14 protein-coding genes and 2 tRNA genes are annotated in these 19094 nt (G+C 37.6%); 2 read left to right on the forward strand and 14 right to left on the reverse strand.

The window, feature by feature from the left end:
- Positions 1 to 3 precede the first annotated feature (3 nt).
- The 13 genes from OM074_RS04990 to OM074_RS05050 all read right to left on the reverse strand — a co-directional run bounded on the left by OM074_RS04990 (position 4) and on the right by OM074_RS05050 (position 15246).
- A tRNA-Leu gene (locus tag OM074_RS04990) sits at positions 4 to 87 on the reverse strand.
- Between the two features lie 7 nt (positions 88 to 94).
- Positions 95 to 167, reverse strand: a tRNA-Gly gene (locus OM074_RS04995).
- 168 nt (positions 168 to 335) lie between these two features.
- Entirely contained in the window at positions 336 to 3005 is a 2670-nt protein-coding gene (gene mutS, locus OM074_RS05000) for a DNA mismatch repair protein MutS (protein WP_301198193.1), read from the reverse strand.
- Positions 3006 to 3319: 314 nt separating this feature from the next.
- Positions 3320 to 4045: a 2-phosphosulfolactate phosphatase gene (locus OM074_RS05005; protein WP_301198194.1), complete on the reverse strand. Its 726-nt coding sequence runs from the start codon at positions 4043 to 4045 to the stop codon at positions 3320 to 3322.
- Positions 4035 to 5405, reverse strand: a complete 1371-nt coding sequence (locus tag OM074_RS05010) for an MATE family efflux transporter (RefSeq protein ID WP_301198195.1) — start codon at positions 5403 to 5405, stop codon at positions 4035 to 4037. Before OM074_RS05010 ends, OM074_RS05005 begins: the two co-directional genes overlap by 11 nt.
- Before the next feature lie 8 nt (positions 5406 to 5413).
- Positions 5414 to 6133 carry a tRNA1(Val) (adenine(37)-N6)-methyltransferase gene (locus OM074_RS05015; RefSeq protein ID WP_301198196.1) on the reverse strand — a complete coding sequence of 240 codons (720 nt, stop codon included), beginning with the start codon at positions 6131 to 6133 and terminating at the stop codon, positions 5414 to 5416.
- Between the two features lie 2 nt (positions 6134 to 6135).
- The gene (locus OM074_RS05020) at positions 6136 to 6897 is read right to left on the reverse strand and encodes a TIGR02757 family protein (protein WP_301198197.1); all 762 of its coding nucleotides are present in this window, start codon (positions 6895 to 6897) and stop codon (positions 6136 to 6138) included.
- Between the two features lie 10 nt (positions 6898 to 6907).
- Positions 6908 to 7558, reverse strand: coding sequence for an ABC transporter ATP-binding protein (locus OM074_RS05025; protein ID WP_301198198.1), 651 nt, complete (start codon positions 7556 to 7558; stop codon positions 6908 to 6910).
- A 7-nt stretch (positions 7559 to 7565) separates the two neighbouring features.
- Positions 7566 to 8501, reverse strand: a complete 936-nt coding sequence (locus OM074_RS05030) for a calcium/sodium antiporter (RefSeq protein ID WP_301198199.1) — start codon at positions 8499 to 8501, stop codon at positions 7566 to 7568.
- Between the two features lie 54 nt (positions 8502 to 8555).
- The gene (locus tag OM074_RS05035; protein ID WP_301198200.1) at positions 8556 to 8870 is read right to left on the reverse strand and encodes a twin-arginine translocase TatA/TatE family subunit; all 315 of its coding nucleotides are present in this window, start codon (positions 8868 to 8870) and stop codon (positions 8556 to 8558) included.
- A gap of 97 nt (positions 8871 to 8967) precedes the next feature.
- The gene (gene secDF / locus OM074_RS05040; protein ID WP_301198201.1) at positions 8968 to 11943 is read right to left on the reverse strand and encodes a protein translocase subunit SecDF; all 2976 of its coding nucleotides are present in this window, start codon (positions 11941 to 11943) and stop codon (positions 8968 to 8970) included.
- Between the two features lie 181 nt (positions 11944 to 12124).
- Positions 12125 to 14566 (reverse strand): ABC transporter permease, encoded by a 2442-nt coding sequence (locus OM074_RS05045; RefSeq protein ID WP_301198202.1) that lies wholly within the window; start codon positions 14564 to 14566, stop codon positions 12125 to 12127.
- Positions 14567 to 14568: 2 nt separating this feature from the next.
- Positions 14569 to 15246 (reverse strand): ABC transporter ATP-binding protein, encoded by a 678-nt coding sequence (locus OM074_RS05050; protein ID WP_301198203.1) that lies wholly within the window; start codon positions 15244 to 15246, stop codon positions 14569 to 14571.
- 431 nt (positions 15247 to 15677) lie between these two features.
- Between OM074_RS05050 and OM074_RS05055 the strand changes: the two genes are divergently transcribed.
- Both OM074_RS05055 and OM074_RS05060 read left to right on the forward strand, forming a co-directional pair.
- A complete protein-coding gene (locus OM074_RS05055) occupies positions 15678 to 17051 on the forward strand; it encodes a sigma-54-dependent transcriptional regulator (RefSeq protein WP_301198204.1) in 1374 nt (457 codons plus the stop codon).
- On the forward strand, positions 17041 to 18402 hold the full coding sequence (locus OM074_RS05060) for a sensor histidine kinase (protein ID WP_301198205.1): 1362 nt from the start codon (positions 17041 to 17043) through the stop codon (positions 18400 to 18402). Before OM074_RS05055 ends, OM074_RS05060 begins: the two co-directional genes overlap by 11 nt.
- Here OM074_RS05060 and OM074_RS05065 read toward each other — a convergent pair.
- The gene (locus OM074_RS05065; RefSeq protein WP_301198206.1) at positions 18392 to 19039 is read right to left on the reverse strand and encodes a redox-sensing transcriptional repressor Rex; all 648 of its coding nucleotides are present in this window, start codon (positions 19037 to 19039) and stop codon (positions 18392 to 18394) included. The genes OM074_RS05060 and OM074_RS05065 overlap by 11 nt on opposite strands.
- Between the last annotated feature and the right edge of the window lie 55 nt (positions 19040 to 19094).

Below are 19094 nucleotides of genomic sequence, written 5' to 3' on the forward strand. Positions count from 1 at the left end.
AAGTACTCGAGGCGGGACTTGAACCCGCACGTCCTAATGGACACAAGATTTTAAGTCTTGCGTGTCTACCAATTCCACCACTCGAGCATCCTTGAGCGAAAAACGGGACTCGAACCCGCGACCCCGACCTTGGCAAGGTCGTGCTCTACCAACTGAGCTATTTTCGCATCTTCAATATTTTCAATCACAACATCCATCAACCTTTGCCGATAAATATCCCTTTTGCGATTGCGGATGCAAATATAGAGTATATTTCTTTATTTGCAAAGTTTTTCTCTCATTTGAATCAAAGTTTTTTCACACTCTTTATTACTTCCTGATTACCAGTACATAAATTAGTTTATACCTGCAAATTTCTTTATCTCATTCAGTTTATTCAAGGCCTCCACCGGTGTCAGGTTATTGATATCCGTATTTGCAATTTCATCCCGAATCTGTTTCAAAACCGGATCATCCAATTGGAAAAAGCTCATTTGATACCCTTCCCTGTGCTTACCCATATCATTTACAGGTTTAGCCAAACTACCTTTCCGGTTAGCACCTTCCAACTCAGCTAATATTTCATTGGCCCTGTTCACAACACTCTTTGGCATTCCGGCCATGCGTGCCACATGTATACCAAAACTATGCTCACTACCACCTCTAACCAGCTTTCTTAAGAAAATAACTTTATTATTCACCTCCTTTACAGAAACGTTATAATTCTTGCACCGGTCAAAAGAACGCTCCATTTCATTTAATTCATGATAGTGGGTTGCAAACAGGGTTTTAGCTTTCGCCCTCCTGTTTTCATGAATATACTCCACAATACTCCAGGCAATAGAAATACCATCATAAGTACTAGTCCCCCTCCCAAGCTCATCAAACAATATTAAACTTTTAGGGGAGATATTATTAAGGATACTTGATGCCTCATTCATTTCAACCATAAAGGTAGATTCCCCTGCCGAAATATTATCAGAAGCCCCAACTCTCGTAAATATTTTATCAACGACTCCAATCTTTGCAGATGTTGCAGGAACAAAACAACCAATCTGTCCTAAAAGCACTATCAATGCTGTTTGACGTAACAAAGCAGACTTACCCGCCATATTTGGTCCGGTAATAATGATCACTTGCTGCTTCTCATTATCAAGATAAACATCATTAGGAACATATTCCTCTCCTACCGGCAATTGTTTTTCGATAACAGGATGCCTGCCATCTTTAATATCAATAATATCATCATCGGTAATAACAGGACGAACATATTTGTTCTGTGCAGCTACTGCTGAAAACGACAACAAACAATCCAATTTAGCCAACAAACCAGCATCTAACTGTATAGCAGCCAGATATTCGGACAAACTCATTACCAAATCGTTAAAAAGCTGTGTTTCCAGGGATAAAATCTTCTCTTCAGCCCCAAGAATTTTCGCCTCGTATTCTTTTAATTCTTCTGTGATATATCGCTCAGCATTTACGAGTGTCTGCTTCCTGATCCACTCTTGCGGTACTTTATCCTTATGCGTATTCCTGACTTCAATATAATACCCAAAAACATTATTGAAACTTATTTTTAAAGATGGAATCCCTGTCCGCTCAATTTCTCGTTGCACAAGATTATTAAGATAATCTTTACCAGAAAAAGCAATATTTCTTAGATCATCCAATTCAATACTAACCCCTTCACAGATAACATTCCCTTTATTTATCTGAGCTGGAGGATCTGAGGCGATCTCATTTTCAATCCTGTCTCTAATTGAAAGGCATGGGTTTAACTGGTCGCCAATACTGCGTAACGTTGAATTATCAGACTTTTCACAACCATGCTTTATTGGTTCAATAGCTTTGAGTGCATTTTTTATCTGTACAATTTCTCTTGGCGACACCCTACCTACGGCAACCTTTGAAACCAGGCGCTCCAAATCTCCAACCGGAGTTAAAAAATCAACAAGTTCATCTTTAAGATCAGGATATTTAAAAAAATACTCCACGGCAGACAACCGGTCTTCTATCAACTTTACTTCTTTTAAAGGCAAGGCCACCCATCTTTTCAACAGACGACTTCCCATAGGAGAAACTGTTTTATCTATAACTCCGGCCAATGAATTTCCTCCTTCATTTACCGATCCAAACAATTCCAGATTCCTGATGGTAAATTTATCCAACCACACATATTTGTCTTCTTCAATTCTCGAAAGCCCTGTGATATGCTGAATTCTATTATGCTGGGTAATATCCAGATAATGCATTATTGCCCCGGAAGCCACTATTCCATATTTCAGGTTATGCACCCCATATCCTTTTAGCGATTTTGTTTCAAAGTGCTTCAACAATCTATCATGGGCAGAATCTTCGGTAAACACCCAATCTTCGAGTCCATAAGTATAAAATTTATCGCCAAATTTTTCAACAAATTGCTTTCTTTTACTTTTTTCGAAAAGGACTTCCTTAGGCTTAAATCCATTTAGAAGCTTATCAACATACTCAAACCTACCTTCTGCAGTAAGAAACTCTCCTGTTGAAATGTCCAAAAAAGAAACTCCGGCAACATTTTTATCCAAATGGACAGCAGCAAGAAAGTTATTTTCCTTATGCTCCAACACATTATCACTTATTGCAACGCCAGGAGTAACCAATTCAGTAACACCCCTCTTTACAATAGACTTAGTCATTTTAGGGTCTTCAAGCTGATCGCATACAGCTACGCGCTGGCCTGCCCTAACCAATTTTGGTAAATATGTATCCAATGCATGGTGCGGAAAACCAGCCAATTCCACCGAAGAAGCAGAACCGTTAGCCCTCTTGGTGAGTGTAATCCCCAATATTTCAGATGCTTTTATGGCATCATCCGAAAATGTTTCATAAAAATCACCCACCCGGAATAGTAATATCGCATTTGGATGCTTGTCTTTAATTTCGTAATACTGCTTCATCAGTGGTGTCTGAACCACTTTTTTTCCTTCTTTTTTCGCCAATGGAGTACTCTTTTTCTTTTCAACAATGCTGCAAATATAAGCCAAATTAAACCATTTTTAAAAGCAATATGATACTGTTTGACAAACAATACATACAACATTGGGTATTAGTCTGAAACTTGATTTTTTACAATTTGGTTCGTAAATTAAATAGTGAATTAATATGGCAAAAACAATATGAGGTGCTTTTTAAAGAACATCGGTATTTTAATGATCATTGCAGGGGTTGTGCTACTTGTTTTCTACACCACACAAAACCGAATTAAAAACATTCATTTCATAATCACGACCTGTCTGGAGATTGGCGGTTTGATTATTTATATTACAACCAACAGATTTTTCAGAAACTCAGACAAATGCTAGCCATTCATGTTTTCTAAGACAATACTACCGCCATAGAAAACCGGCACTATTTCAAACACACTGGATCGGAAACAATAATCAAGGTCGCTGTCATAACCCAATCCGGCCAACCTACTATAATGCTCCCCTTGCGCTGCAATTTTATGAAGATCGCCTTTTGCTGTATGATATAACAGCGACATAGCCACAGAAACATCTGTCAATCGGGCATCATAAGCCTCCTTTAAATCCATAGCCAACTTCCCTGCACACAATGCATCTTCCATTGTAAATTCATCATAAGAACCAGAGCCCACCAAAACAACCTCCTCTTCTCCTTCCAAAGCCTTAACAATTGCAACATCATTTACAAATGCCCCTATTATTACCTTCGACGCCCCTTTTGAGTTTAAAATGGCCCTGGTTCCATTTGTTGTTGTCATGACCAAAGTTTTATCACAAATAACTTCAGGAACATAGGAAAAAGGAGAGTTCCCATAATCGAATCCCTCAATAGGAACCGCATCCCTTTCTCCCCCTAAAACAACATTTTCTTCACCTAACTCTTTTTTTATATTAAAGGCCTCTTCGGGGTGCATAACCGGGATAACACTTTTTGCCCCATTAGCCAAAGCAGTAACCATAACAGAAGTTGCTCTTAAAACATCTATCACAACCACTGTCTTGTTTGCAACTCTATCAGGAAAAATTTCCCTGGCAGATAATATTATATCAACATTCATACTTATTAAATTTTTGATATAGCTTACGGTACCTTATTTGCAATAAAAAACTAGCTACAAACAAACCTATAAGATAACCTATCCATATCCCAACTGCATTCATTTCAAACACAAATGCGCAAAGATAACTTATTGGAAGGGCAATTAAAATCCATGTAACAAATGCAATCACAGATGGAGCATTCACATCCTGCAATCCCCTTAAAATCCCCAACCAGGTCACTTGCAAACCATCAAACAGCTGAAATACACCAGCCACAACCATTAACTGAGCAGCGATAGAAACCACATTCACATCATTTATAAATAACCGGGGAAGTTCATTACGCAATAAAACAAACATCACTCCATTAAATGCCATAAAAATAATTACCTTATGGATAATGGCATATGCTGAATATTTTAAATTATGAAAATCATTTGCACCAAAATAATTGCTCACCTTGATGGTAGCTGCCGAAGACAACCCAACAGACATCATATATGTTAAACTAGCCAAGGATAACACAATTTGATGGGCCGCTAAAGAATCCTTATCAATCCAACCCATCATAAGGGTACCCATACTGAATGCAAACACTTCAATAACCATTTGTCCACCGATTGGAAAACCGACTTTAATCACCTCAAGTACTTTTGTCCACTGAATCCTTGTTCCTATACAATCCCGCTTATACTTATTAAAAAATGGCAGATATACAAACGCAGCAACAAATAAAACTCCCATAACAATACGAGAAACCAGAGTTGCATACCCTGCACCATCTAGTCCCCATGAAGGAAACCCAAGCTTACCAAAAATAAAAATGTAATTAAGAACAATATTCAGCACATTGGCCACGAGTGTAATTACCATGGCTATCCTTGTATTGGTAATCCCTTCTGCAAACTGCTTAAAAACCAAAAATATCACGTAAGGAAATACAGATAAAACAAGAATATAATAATAAGGCCTGGCCAACGACACCACCTCTTCTGCCTGCCCCATATATTTTGTCAGCAATCCAACAAGAAACATCAGGAACATCAACCCAACGGCAAACAACACATTGGCAACCAATCCTTGCTTTAACCATTGAGCGCTCAACTCCCTGTTACCTGCACCAAAAGCTTTGCCTACCAACGGTGTTAAACCATAAGCAACTCCAATAGACAGCACCAGCCCAAGAATAAAAATACCGTTTGCAAACGAAACCGCAGCCAGCTCTGTTGCCCCAAGCCGACCAACCATAACCGTATCAGCCAACCCTACAACCATTTGCCCTCCCTGCGAAAAAACAACAGGCAGAGCCAACTTTATATTAGGAATATAATGAGGGCGATAATTGCTATAATACGATTTTAAGAAAAACCTTTTCATAAAACACTTTAAAACTTCAGGTAAAAATCCTTTGTAAGTTCTTTATACTCGTCAGAATATCCATGACGCCCAAATTCTTCTACAACCATTACCTTTTCATCTACATCACTGATTTTTTCAAAGCCATACTCCATCAAAACCCTTTTAGCTTGCTTCTGGGGAGTAGGTTTAACCTTCAGCACCTTCTGTAAATACAGCAAATTTTCATTCGCATATTTCTCAAAATCGCCGAAAGCATCAAAAGGCAACACTACTGCAAACCTGCCTTTATCGCTCAACAGACTTACCACCCCCTTTATCAACTCCATATATGTAAGCGTTTCGGTATGACGTGCCATACTCTTTTGCTCACAAACATTTTTTAATGAATTATTAAAAAAAGGAGGATTAGAAACAATAAGGTCATATTTCTTTGAAGCTACAACTGAAAAATGCTGAAGACAGTCATTTATGGCAACAATCCGATGGTTCCATGGTGAATTTTCTATATTGATTCCAGCCTGAACAAAAGCCATATTATCAATTTCCAGGGCATCAATATTGGCATATTGATTTTTTTGAGCACACATCAATGCAATCAACCCGGTTCCTGTTCCAACATCCAATATTACCCTGGCATTATTACAATTAACCCAGGCACCAAGCAAAACACCATCTGTACCAACCTTCATGGCAGCCATATTCTGCTCTATGGTAAAGTGTTTAAATTTAAAATATGAATTCGCCATAACTAAAACTTCTCAAAAACTCCAAGTCCAAACAATGCAAAATCATATTTAACAGGATCCTCCGGGTCATATTGTTTTAAAACAGAAGTTATTTCTTCTACGGTAACCCAGTCATTTTGCTTTCTCCCTATTAAACCAAGCTTACGTCCTACATTACCTGTATGCACATCCAGCGGCAACATTAAATCAGCCATATCGATCTGATTCCAAATACCAAAATCCACTCCACTATTATCTTTCCTAACCATCCATCTGAGAAACATATTCAGCCTTTTGGCAGATGATTTTTTATCAACATTGGCAATATGTTTGCCCGATCGGCCAATCTCTCCTACCGAAACAAACACCTCTCTAAAATATTTTAAACACCCCTTTATACCCCCTGATATTTTATAACCATCAGCAAACACTTTTTCTAATCCACCATGATTATCGTATATGTTTTTTAGGGAATTGAAAAAATAGGAAAGATCTTCACCATTAAATGTTCTATAAACTGCTTTGTTCCCGAGATCCGGAAATTCACCTTCCTTTATAAAAAGAAAAGGCTCATAATCCATCCATTGCATAATTTTGGAAACACTTTTTATTATAGCTTTCCTTTGTCCCCATGCTAATGTTGCAGCTATAAAACCTGCTATCTCAATATCTTCTTTGCAAGTGAATTGTTTTGGGATAGAAATTGGATCTGACTCTATAAATAAGGGATTATTATACTGAATCACTTTTTCATCAAGAAATGCCTTTATTTCCTTACTGTTCATCCTTGATATTTTACATTACAATCCCGTCTTTCATTCTTATTTCCCGATCGCTCAAGTGAGCAAGATGAAGGTCGTGGGTAACAATAACAAATGTTTGTTTGAACTCATCCCGTAAACTAAAAAACAACTTATGCAGCTCTTCCTGATTTTTTGAGTCAAGCGATCCGGTTGGTTCATCAGCAAATACAACAACCGGGTCATTAATTAATGCCCTGGCAATAGCCACCCTTTGCTTTTCGCCTCCACTTAATTCTGCTGGTTTATGATGCTCCCGATCCTTTAATTTTAGAAACGATAAAATTTCTTTAGCCCTTATTTCACTTTTTGATTTATTTTTTCCGGCTATTAGAGCAGGTAGAATAATATTCTCTATGGCATTAAATTCGGGCAACAATTGATGAAACTGAAACACAAAACCGATATTCTCGTTACGGAAACGGGCTAATTCCTTTTCCTTCAGATTCTGAATTTCTGTATTGTTAATTGTAATACTCCCCGAATTTGGTTTATCAAGTGTACCCAATATCTGTAACAAGGTGGTCTTCCCTGCTCCACTTGGTCCGACTATGGACACAACTTCTCCTTGTGCTATATTTAGGTCAACTCCTTTGAGAACTTCAAGTTCTCCAAATTGCTTTTTTATGCCCGTAGCTGAAATCATTATACTTTTACTTAGTGAACAACAATACCATGTACAAAAGATAGGCAGAAACAAAGATAGCTCCTTTAAACCTATTTATATGCCCATGTTTAATAGGCAACATGGCCAACACCAACAAGACACTAATACCCATCATCCAAATCATATCCACCGAAACCATAAAGCTGGAAATATTAATGGTTTTCAACGCCGATGTTACACCCAAAATACCTAAAAGATTAAATATATTTGAGCCAATAATATTTCCGATAGAAATATCCGTTTCCTTTTTTATTGCAGCCATAACTGAAGTTGCCAACTCAGGAACACTGGTTCCAAATGCAACAACCGAGATGCCGATAACACGTTCACTCACATTAAAACCCTTGGCAACAATAACCGCCCCCCGCACCAGGAGTTCAGAACCCAAATACAGTCCTACTGCAGCCAAAACCAACAACCCAATAGCAAGCCTGAACTTCATGGAAGGCTTCTCAATAACCTCACCTGACTTACCCATTTGCTTTCGTGAATGATATACTGAAAACACTAAATACAATACCAAAAAGGTTAGAAAAATAACCCCCTCATGAAACTGCAATTGATAGTTCAACGAAAAAACATAAAACAAGATGGAGGCCATCATCATGATACTCCAATCAAATAAAATAGATTTCTTTTTTACCGTAATAGGCAATATTACAGAAACAGTTCCAAGCACCAGGGCTATGTTAGCAATGTTAGAACCTACCACATTCCCAACTGAAATATCCGGCACCCCATCAAACACAGCCTTTAAGCTCACTATTAACTCAGGGGCCGAAGTGCCAAAAGCCACAACAGTTATACCCACAACCAAAGTTGATATCTTAAGGTATCTGGCTATTTGAACACTGGATTTAACCAACCAGTCACCACTAAAAAAAAGCAGGACAAAACCTGCAATTAACATCAAAAATCCCATACACAAGTATCTGGTATTTATATTTACTTCTGTTTATCTCAATCGAAACCTACTTTACTTTTCCTTTAAGGCATCAAAGTCATCCTCTTTGCCTTTCCCATTTCTTTCAGAATCTTCCTCCAGACTACTGTCAATATCCCTAACATGTTCCTCAATTTCTCTCTGACTATCACGCAGATCCTGGGCAAAATCCTCTGTTCCTTCTCTGAATTCCCTCTTTATATCATCCGTAGCCCTTTTAAATTCATTCATTCCCTTTCCGAGCATTCGGGCAAAATCAGGTATTTTATTTGCCCCAAAAAGCAATAATACAGCAAGGAACACCAAAATGATTTCTCCACCACCAAATGATAAAAATGAAAAACACATATCTTTAATTTTTTCAAACAGATTCAAAGATAATAAAAACAAAACACCCTTTAAACATAAAGGTTTAAAGGGTGTTTAAATATCTTGTAACTAAAAATTACTTTTTGTCCTTTTTCCTATTTCTGGCATCGATAACACCAAACGCCACCGGAGTTGCAATAAATAGTGAAGAATAAGTACCTACAACCACACCTAACATCAATGCAAATACAAATCCTTGGATCACTTCACCTCCGAACAAGAAGATTACCAACAATACAATAAATGTAGTTAATGAGGTATTTACTGTACGGCTGATTGTTGAGTTCAATGCAGATTCAACAACTCCCAATCTATCTCTCTTTGGATGTAATCCCAAATACTCCCTGATACGGTCAAACACTACCACTGTATCGTTGATTGAATAACCAATAACAGTTAGGATAGCTGCAATAAATGCCTGGTCAATTTCCAAACTAAATGGCACCACTTTGTACAATAAAGAGAACACTCCTAATACAACTAACACATCGTGTACCAATGCAACCAAAGCACCTAAACCATACTCCCAGTTACGGAATCGGATTAAGATATAAATAAAGATCACGATTAATGAGAATGCGATAGAATAGTATGCCTTTGTTTTAATATCGCTAGCAATAGTTGGTCCCACTTTCTGAGAACTCATCCTATGTTCATCAACAAACTTCTTAAAATCAACATCTGCTCCCAAATGTGATTTTACGCCATTATACAATTTCTGTTCAATGTTATTATCAACATCTTCACCAGCTTCATCAACCATATAGTTGGTTGCTATTCTTACCTGGTTATCACCACCAAACGTTTTTACTTCAACCTGAGCCCCTGTGAATTCATCCGTTAATGACTCATGAATATCTGATGCTGAAACTGCCTCATCAAACCTTACTACGTAAGTTCTACCTCCAGAAAAGTCAATACCCAACTTAAGCCCTTGAGTAGCCAAAGATGCCAAACCAATCACAATTAATATTCCAGATATAGCATAAAATATTTTCTTCTTATCTAAGAACTTAACACTAGTATTTTTAAGGAATCCTTCAGTCAGTTTTGTTCCAAACTTCACATCTGATTTCTTTTCAAGCATTTTTTCAAAAATTAATCTTGTAATAAAAATTGCTGAAAAGAATGAAGTGGCGATACCAATCATTAACGTGGTAGCAAAACCTTTAATTGGACCAGTACCAAATGTAAATAAGATAATACCTGTTAAGAATGTTGTAACATTGGAGTCAATAATTGCAGAGAAAGCATTTTTATATCCATCTGCAACTGCCAGCTTAACACCTTTACCTGCCGATAATTCTTCACGGATACGTTCAAATATCAATACGTTGGCATCCACCGACATACCAATTGTTAATACAATACCGGCAATACCAGGAAGTGTTAACACTGCACCAAATGAAGCTAAAACTCCAAGAATAAAGAACATGTTTGCCAAAAGTGCAAAATCAGAAACGGCACCAGCTTTAAATCCATAATAGAAAATCATGTAAACAAGTACCACAAGGAATGCCCACATAAATGAAGATAATCCTGAATCAACTGCTTCCTGACCTAAAGAAGGACCTACTACAGTGTCTTCTACAATTCGTGCTGGAGCTGGTAGCTTACCAGACTTAAGAATGTTGGCAAGGTCTTCCGCCTCTTTCACATCAAAGTCCCCGGTAATAGAACTGCTACCACCTTTAATTTCGTTTTGTACAGTTGGGTAGCTATATACATAACCATCCAATACAACAGCAATACTTTTACCAATATTTGTTTTTGTTAGTCGCGCCCACACATTAGCACCCTCTGCGTTCATACGCATACTAACTTCGTATCCACCTTTATTTGTAACCGACTTGCTGGCATTTGTAATCACATCACCTTCAAGAGGCGCACGTCCATCATGTGTAGTTACTTTAACAGCAATCAACTCATAAATTTCCTGCTTGCTCATGGTACCATCCTCAAGCTCTCTTTGAGGAAGCGGCTTTACTCCCCACATAAACCTTACGTTTTTAGGAAATAAGGCTCTTACCTGATCCAACTGAAGGTAAGCATTAACTTTTGAAGTATCCTGTACCATAGCAAAACCAACAAGAGGCCCTTTTTGACGTTGCGACGGCTGTAACACAGAAAACAAAGACTTTTGAGACTGTAGCGCCAACGAATCCACTTTGGTACTATCAGATTCAATAGCACTTAACAAATCCGATCCCTCTTCTTTTTGAGGAGCTTCAACTTCTGCTACAGTTTCTTCAGGTTTATTTAAAGCATCTTTTGCTTGTTCAATTTCTACCACTTTGCTATTGGCAGCAATTAAACTGCTCACCAACTCACTTAATTCATAAGTTTCCCAAAACTCAAGGCTTGCTGTTCCCTGAAGCAGCTTACGAACCCTTTGAGGATCTTTGATCCCTGGAAGTTCAACAAGCACACGACCTGCTTTTTCAAGTTGCTGAATATTAGGCTGGGTTACACCAAAACGGTCGATACGTGTACGCAGAATATTAAATGCATTATCAATGGCACTTTTAGATTCTTCCCTGATAACTTTTAGAACTTCTTCGTTTGAACTGTTGTAATCAATTTTACCCTGTAGTTCCACAGTACTAAAAATTGCAGCCAACCTTGCTTCCGTATCTAATTCAGTAAAAGCATTATAAAACAATGTTATAAAATCCTCTGAAGAAGACATTTCTTTTTGTTCTGCAATCTGTAATGCTTCATTAAAAGTATTATCTGAATTATAGTTCGATAAAGCCTTTAAAATATCCGCAACCTTTACCTCAAGGATTAAGTTCATACCCCCTTTAAGGTCAAGACCAAAGTTGATTTCTTTTTCTTTACACTCTTTATAAGTGTATTTCCTTCCGAAAAAATTATAAACCGGCTCATTAGCAACCGAATCCAAATAATTTATTTCAACCTGCGGATCTCCTTTTGCAAATTCTTTTGCCTTATTCTCTTCCTCTCTGGTTTGATAAGTAAATATCAATTGATATAAACTTACTAAAGCTAGCAGGATGGCAAAAACTCTGATCGCTCCTTTGTTTTGCATCTGTAAATATGATTTTTAATTAGTCAATTAAATTTGATTCGTTTTTCTCGAATTGCGCAAATATATTGTTTTTTTTTAGAATACCATTGAAGTTCGGTATCCAATTTCAAAATGCTCTTGGGCTAATTCGCAAATAGAATATTAATTTGAAACAAATGAAGTAAAACAAAATAACAATTGCCTACGAGCTTTTAGAGAAAGGAGAAACCTTAATGGTTCGGGATGAATGAATTAGAACAAACAAAAAGGACAAGCCAAAAATCGCAACAGCCACCGCAAACATAACAAAAACCGGTATCCTACTGTAATATGCAAATCCTTCAAGCCACAATTGCAATACCACAAACGACAAAGGAATTGACACAATCACTCCTGTAATTAAAAACTGCCCAACTTCAACAAATAGTTCATTGAATACCTGAACATTAGAGGCTCCCAATATTTTTTTAATTTCAAAATCCGACATTTTCAACTCTGTTACATATGCTGCAAAAGCCCTGATACCCAGCCATGCAACGAAGAGTGACAATATTGCAAACAGAACAATCATCTTTAGCACGGTTTGTTCCTCTACCAGATTGCTCTTCAACAACTCATCCATCATCACATATTCAAACGGTTCATTATCCGTATTCGCCTTCCACAACTGTTTTATCTCGCCAACTAACTGTTCTGCAGAAGCATCATCCGAAATTTTAATCAACAAATTATCATAAAAACTCCCTTTGGGCAAATCCAAAAGCAACAAAGGCCTCACCGGCAACTGAACAGGTTCAAAATGAAAATCTTTGGAAACGCCCACTATTGAAAAACCATAATCCTGACTGGAGGCATCCATATAATTGATTTTTTTACCCAGGGGCTTCGACATACCAAGTGCTTCTTTAGCTTTGAGGTTAACAACTATATCGTGCGACATTTTTTGATCAGTCCTCCCCCACATCGTTCCTGCAACAAAATTTACCTGCAGAGTTTTAAAAAAATCTTTATCTACATAATTATAGGGAAGTAAAACCATCCTTTCACCCTCTTTGTCAACAAATTTAAATGATTGCAGCGGGGCTTCTTTACCAATCATGTGTTTACAGGCAGACACACTCACCACCCCGGGAATACTTTTTAATTTAGCCTTTACCTCTGAAAATTTTTTGCCCAGTGCATGCCCTCTTTCTACAACCAATATATTTTTACTTACAAAACCCATATCCTTATGATTCAGGTATTGATATTGCCAAAACATTCCAAGTGAAAAGATGACCAGAAAAGTAGCCACTAAAATCTGACAACCTGCCAACACCCCCCTCATCATCATACTTTTTTTCCCAAGAGCGGCACCTCTTTTAAAAATCACATCTTCATTATATCCCGAGAAAGAAATGGCTGGATACAACCCGGAAACCACACCTACTAAAAATGTTAACAGTGTAACATAAATCAAGTCTACACTACTCCCCTGCCTGTCAATCTTAAGATTTAAATCGAACAGCATATTAAAGCCAGGCAAAAGCAGCTCTACCAGCACCAATCCAATAAACAAAGCAATAAAACTATAGGTTACCGCTTCAACAACAAATTGAACAAAAAGCGCATTTCTTGTCCCTCCCATCAATTTCCTAACCCCTATCTCCCGAAGTCTTTGAGAAGCTCTGGCAGTAGTAAGGTTAATAAAATTAAGACAGGTAATAACCAATACAAAAAATGCTACGGACAAAAAAAGCACAACATAGATATATCGCGACCCTGGCTCTAACTCATTTTCCAGCTTAGAATACAAGTGAATATCCTTTATTGCCTGCAACCTGAAGCCCATTGACTTTAAGCCTCCACCAACACCTGAATCAACACCCTCAAAACGTTCTATTTGAGTTTCAATTATCAACCTTAACTCATCATTCAAACGCTTTTCCAAACCAACAGTATCCTGCGCTACAATATAGGTATACCTCCCAATTGAAAGCCAGTTATTCATAGCCTCCTCAACATCTTCCGGATTCTTCCATTGATACAACTTTCTGATAGCATTATCTGAGGCAATAAAATCACAATGAAAATGTGAATTACCCTTAAAATCCTCACACACTGCCTTTACACTGAATTCCAACCCATTATCTAACAACAATCGTTTCCCTAAGGGGTCATCATCACCAAAATATCGTTTTGCTGTACTTTGGGTAACAACTATATCTTCAGCAGAAAGGAGCAAATTACGCTCCTCTCCCTTTATTATCTCAATATCAAAAACCGAAAAAAACGAAGCTCCTGCATAGTAAAAATTGTCCTCATTAAACTTCTTATCACCATAACTAACCAGTTTATTTATACCCCTGACAATTTTTAAACTTTTATCTACCTGAATAAAATTGTTTTTAAGATATGCAGATAATGGGACAGGTGACATAGCACTATTAAAATAATCATCTCCAATATAACCTTCCGTCACCACCCTATAAATATCATTATAATCAGAGAAATGCCTGTCGTAATTCAATTCCGTTCTAACATACAGCAATACTATAATACTGATTGTAATCCCCACTGACAACCCCACAACATTTATTATTGCATCAGTACGAAACCTAAACAACGAACGAATCGCAACCTGTATATCTCTTACCAGCTTCATTTCTATTTCAATAAATTCTCCCTTACCAAATGACCATCAATAAGCTGAACGACCTTTTGCCCCCTTCCGGCAACTTTTCCTGAATGAGTAAACCCCAGGACAGTAATGCCTGACTCATTTACCACACTCAGCATGTCCAAAATCTCATCTCCTTCCGTTGTACTTAAATTTCCTGTAGGCTCATCTGCTATTAGCACAGAAGGCTCTACTACTATGGCACGAGCAATAGCAACCTTTTGTTTTTGCACTGCTGTCAGATCCTTAGGAAATTGCTTTTTTCGGTGGAGCATATTAAAATCTTCCAATACTTTTAACACCCTTGTCTTTCTTTCTGCCTTCTTCATTTTCAGATAAACCAAAGGCAGTTCTATATTTTCATAAACAGTAAGTTCCTCAATTAACCTTGATTCACTAAACAGATACCCAATCTTCCCTCTTCTAAATAATAGACGATCCCGCTCTGACAACTCTGTAACAGATGCATCCATAAAAATCAAATCACCGGAACTAGGATATTCTAACAAGCCTATAATATTTGCCAAACAAGTCTTCCCACTTCCTGATGGACCATAAAACATTACAAAATCCCCGGGATTAACATTTATATTAATATTGCTCAAAGCCACACGAACAAGCTCCCCATTTCTGTATTCTTTAGATATGTCTTTTACCTGAAGCATAGTAATTCTTTTCTATCTTTAATTAAACAGGCCTTCATGTATGATGATACCAGCTCAAAAGTGTACGGTTTCGCATCATTCATGTACGCATTCGCACACTCAAATAACGCACCTAAAACCGAAATATTAACCATTGCATAACAATCCAACAACAACAACCCTCTTCCTCAAAACGCATACAAACCTAATTCACTGCTACTTACAAAATCACCCCAATAAATATTCTTTAAAATACATGAATCTTTCCTTACTTTACACATCATTTATTATGCCAGCAGCATTAATGCCTTATTATCAAACACATTACACCTTCGGCATTTTTTTTGATTCATCCGGGCAATAGAAAAAACTGTTCGCTTATGAACATTTATCAGTAAAAAATAACACTGAATGTATTATATTTATAAAAACAACTTAAACTCTTTAATCTGATGCAGAACAAAAGTGGAAAAATATTAGCCGTAGATGATAACGAAGACATATTATTTGCTCTTAAATTACTCTTAAAACCTCATGTTGAACTAATAAAAACAACAAATAATCCCTCTAACATTTCGTCAATACTGAAAGAGGAGGAATTTGATGTAATTTTATTGGATATGAACTTTTCCAAAGATGCCATCAGCGGGCAAGAAGGTTTCCAGTATCTGGAGGAAATTTTACAAATTGATCCTTCAGCCGTTGTTTTGTTTATTACCGCATATGGAGACGTTGAAAAATCAGTAAAGGCCATTAAGGCGGGCGCCACAGACTTCATCTTAAAACCCTGGCAAAACGAAAAGATCCTTGCCACCATTTCTTCTGCTGTAAAACTAAGAAAATCAAAAAACGAAATTCACGAGCTAAAGGAAAAACAGCAAGAATTCAACACAATACTCGATCAGCCATTCGCTGATTTCATTGGAGTTTCCCCTGGAATGCAAAGAGTATTTACAACCATACAGAAGGTTGCAAAAACAGATGCCAACGTTCTTATCCTGGGAGAAAACGGAACAGGTAAGGAATTGGTTGCCCGTGCCCTGCACAGAAACTCATTACGACACAACGAAGGTTTTGTAAGTGTTGACCTGGGCGCTTTAAGCGAAACACTGTTTGAAAGCGAACTATTTGGGCATGTAAAAGGCGCATTTACCGATGCAAAAACAGACCGCCCGGGCAGATTTGAACTAGCCAACAAAGGGACTATATTTTTAGACGAGATAGGAAACCTGTCGCTTCCCTTCCAGGCCAAACTATTAACTGTACTGGAAAGAAGGGAAGTTACCCGCGTGGGAGCCAACAAACCCAAATCCATCGATATCAGGCTCATCAGCGCAACCAATATGCCACTTAGAGAAATGGCAGAAAAAGATGAATTCAGAATGGATTTGCTATACCGCCTAAATACTGTAGAAATTGAGCTCCCCCCACTAAGGGAAAGGCCGGAAGACATCCCAGTATTAGCAGATCACTTCTTAAAAATATTTTCAAAAAAATACAAGAAACCTGCAAAACTATCCAAAAGTGCTTTAAACAAATTATCTCACTATGCATGGCCCGGCAATGTGAGGGAATTTCAACACGTTTTGGAAAGAGCAGTAATCCTGAGTGACACCCCTACCCTTTCGCACGATGACCTTCAGCTCTCTCCGCAACAAACAGGCTCTGATGGCATTGAATTAGACACATACAACTTAGAGGAAGTTGAAAAAACAATTATTGAGAAAGTACTAAGGATGAACCGTGGTAATATTTCAAAGGCTTCAAACGACCTGGGACTGACTCGCACATCCCTATACAGAAGAATGGAAAAATATGGTTTATAAAAATTTCAGAATCAACTTTATATTCAGAACGGCACTGTTAACAGGGACCATATTCTTATTTTTCTACCTGTTTTACAACACCAGTTTAACCATGACCCTTTTTTTAGTTGGAGGAGCCATTGGGATACAGATATTTGCGTTTTTTCATTACATAGACAGGACAAACAGAATTTTAAATAACTTTTTAGAATCCATCAGATACTCTGATTTTACAAGAACCTTTCAGGTAGAAGGAGAGGGATCATCCTTTGAAAAACTCAAAAACTCATTCAACGAAGTAATTAAAGATTTTCAGGAGGTAAGAGCCGAAAAGGAAGAAAACTTTTATTATCTGCAAACAGTTATACAACACATTGGTATTTCATTAATTGCCTTTCAAAAAGATGGCCAGGTTGAATTGATAAACAATGCCACAAAAAAACTGTTTCAAGTAAGAAACCTGCGCAATATAGATTCTCTTCGCAGCTTTAGTCCCGAATTGGTTGAAAACCTGTTTAAGATTAAGCATGGAGAAAACACTTTGATCAAAGTGCAGGAAAAGGACAACCTTCTCCAGTTAATCATATACGCAACCGAATTTACCATCCACAACCGGAAGATAACGCTGGTCTCCATTAAAAACATACAACAGGAGCTGGAAGAAAAAGAGATGGAATCATGGCAAAAACTCATAAGAGTACTAACCCATGAAATCATGAACTCCATAACCCCAATCTCATCTCTTTCCTCCACTGTTGCTATGATCATAAAAGACTTATGCGAAAACCTAAAAGAAACAGGTGCCAACAGTGACGATATTGAATCCTTAGAGGAAGTAGAAAGCGCATTAAAGACCATTCATAAAAGGACGGATGGGTTGCTCCACTTTGTAAACACCTATCGCAACCTGACCAAGATCCCTAAACCCAGTTTTTCCATATTTAAAATCAGCCACCTTTTTGAGAATATAAAGAATCTGTTCGAAGAAGAACTTAAAGCTAAGAATATTACCTGCACTATCAACATCGAACCCAAAACATTAGAGCTTTCAGCAGATGAACACCTTATCGAACAAGTTATTATCAATTTAATTAAGAATGCGATTCATGCAACGGAAAACAGAGAACAGGCCCATATTCAACTATTATCAAACCTAAACAGCCGGGGAAAAACAATTATCCAGGTTGTAGATAATGGACCAGGTATCTTACCGGACGTATTGGAAAGGATCTTTATTCCGTTTTTTACAACAAAACCTCAAGGTTCCGGAATCGGATTAAGTCTTTCCCGTCAGATTTTGCGATTACACGGTGGCACAATAAATGCCTATTCAGAACCTGATAAAGAAACCAAGTTTACTCTTACTTTTTAACATGCCCCATACGGTTGAACATTACAGCCAAATGGGCATACAAGGAAGTATCCTGAACGACTACATCATCACCAAGCCTGATTCTGATAGGGGTAAAATTCCAAATCCCTTTAATACCTCCTGCTGCCATTAACTGGGCCACATCCTGGGCAAATTCAGCAGGAACAGTCAATATACCCACTTGCACGTTTTCATCTTTCATTTTTTCAAACTCGCTCACATGAAAAATGGGAACCCCCTCTATTGATCGTCCAATCACTTTGGGATCCACATCAAAAGCCGCAACAATCTTCAACCCATACTGATCCAGTCCATGATCATGCAACAGGGCATTACCCAAACTACCTGCCCCAAATAAATATGCCTTATCCAGCTTGGTAAAGCCTAAAAAATCCTCCAACACCTCAATCAAAGCGTTTACTTCGTATCCAACCCTGGTTTTTCCAACAATACTGGTATATGACAAATCCTTTGTTACCTGCGTAGGATCAACACCCATATCCCGCGCAATATGTGTTGATGAAACAAATTCCTGATTTCTTCTTTTTGCCAACTTAAGATAAGCCAGGTAACAAGGCATCCTTCTTAGTGATGGTTCAGGAACCAATCCTTCTTTCTTTTTATTTTCCGACGACATATTTAATGTAAATCCTATTCTGTATAAAAGATAGTTATGGAGTAAAGATTATTTA

Origin of the sequence: Plebeiibacterium marinum (genome assembly GCF_026013615.1) — a bacterium.
Taxonomy (GTDB): domain Bacteria; phylum Bacteroidota; class Bacteroidia; order Bacteroidales; family Marinilabiliaceae; genus Saccharicrinis; species Saccharicrinis marinus_A.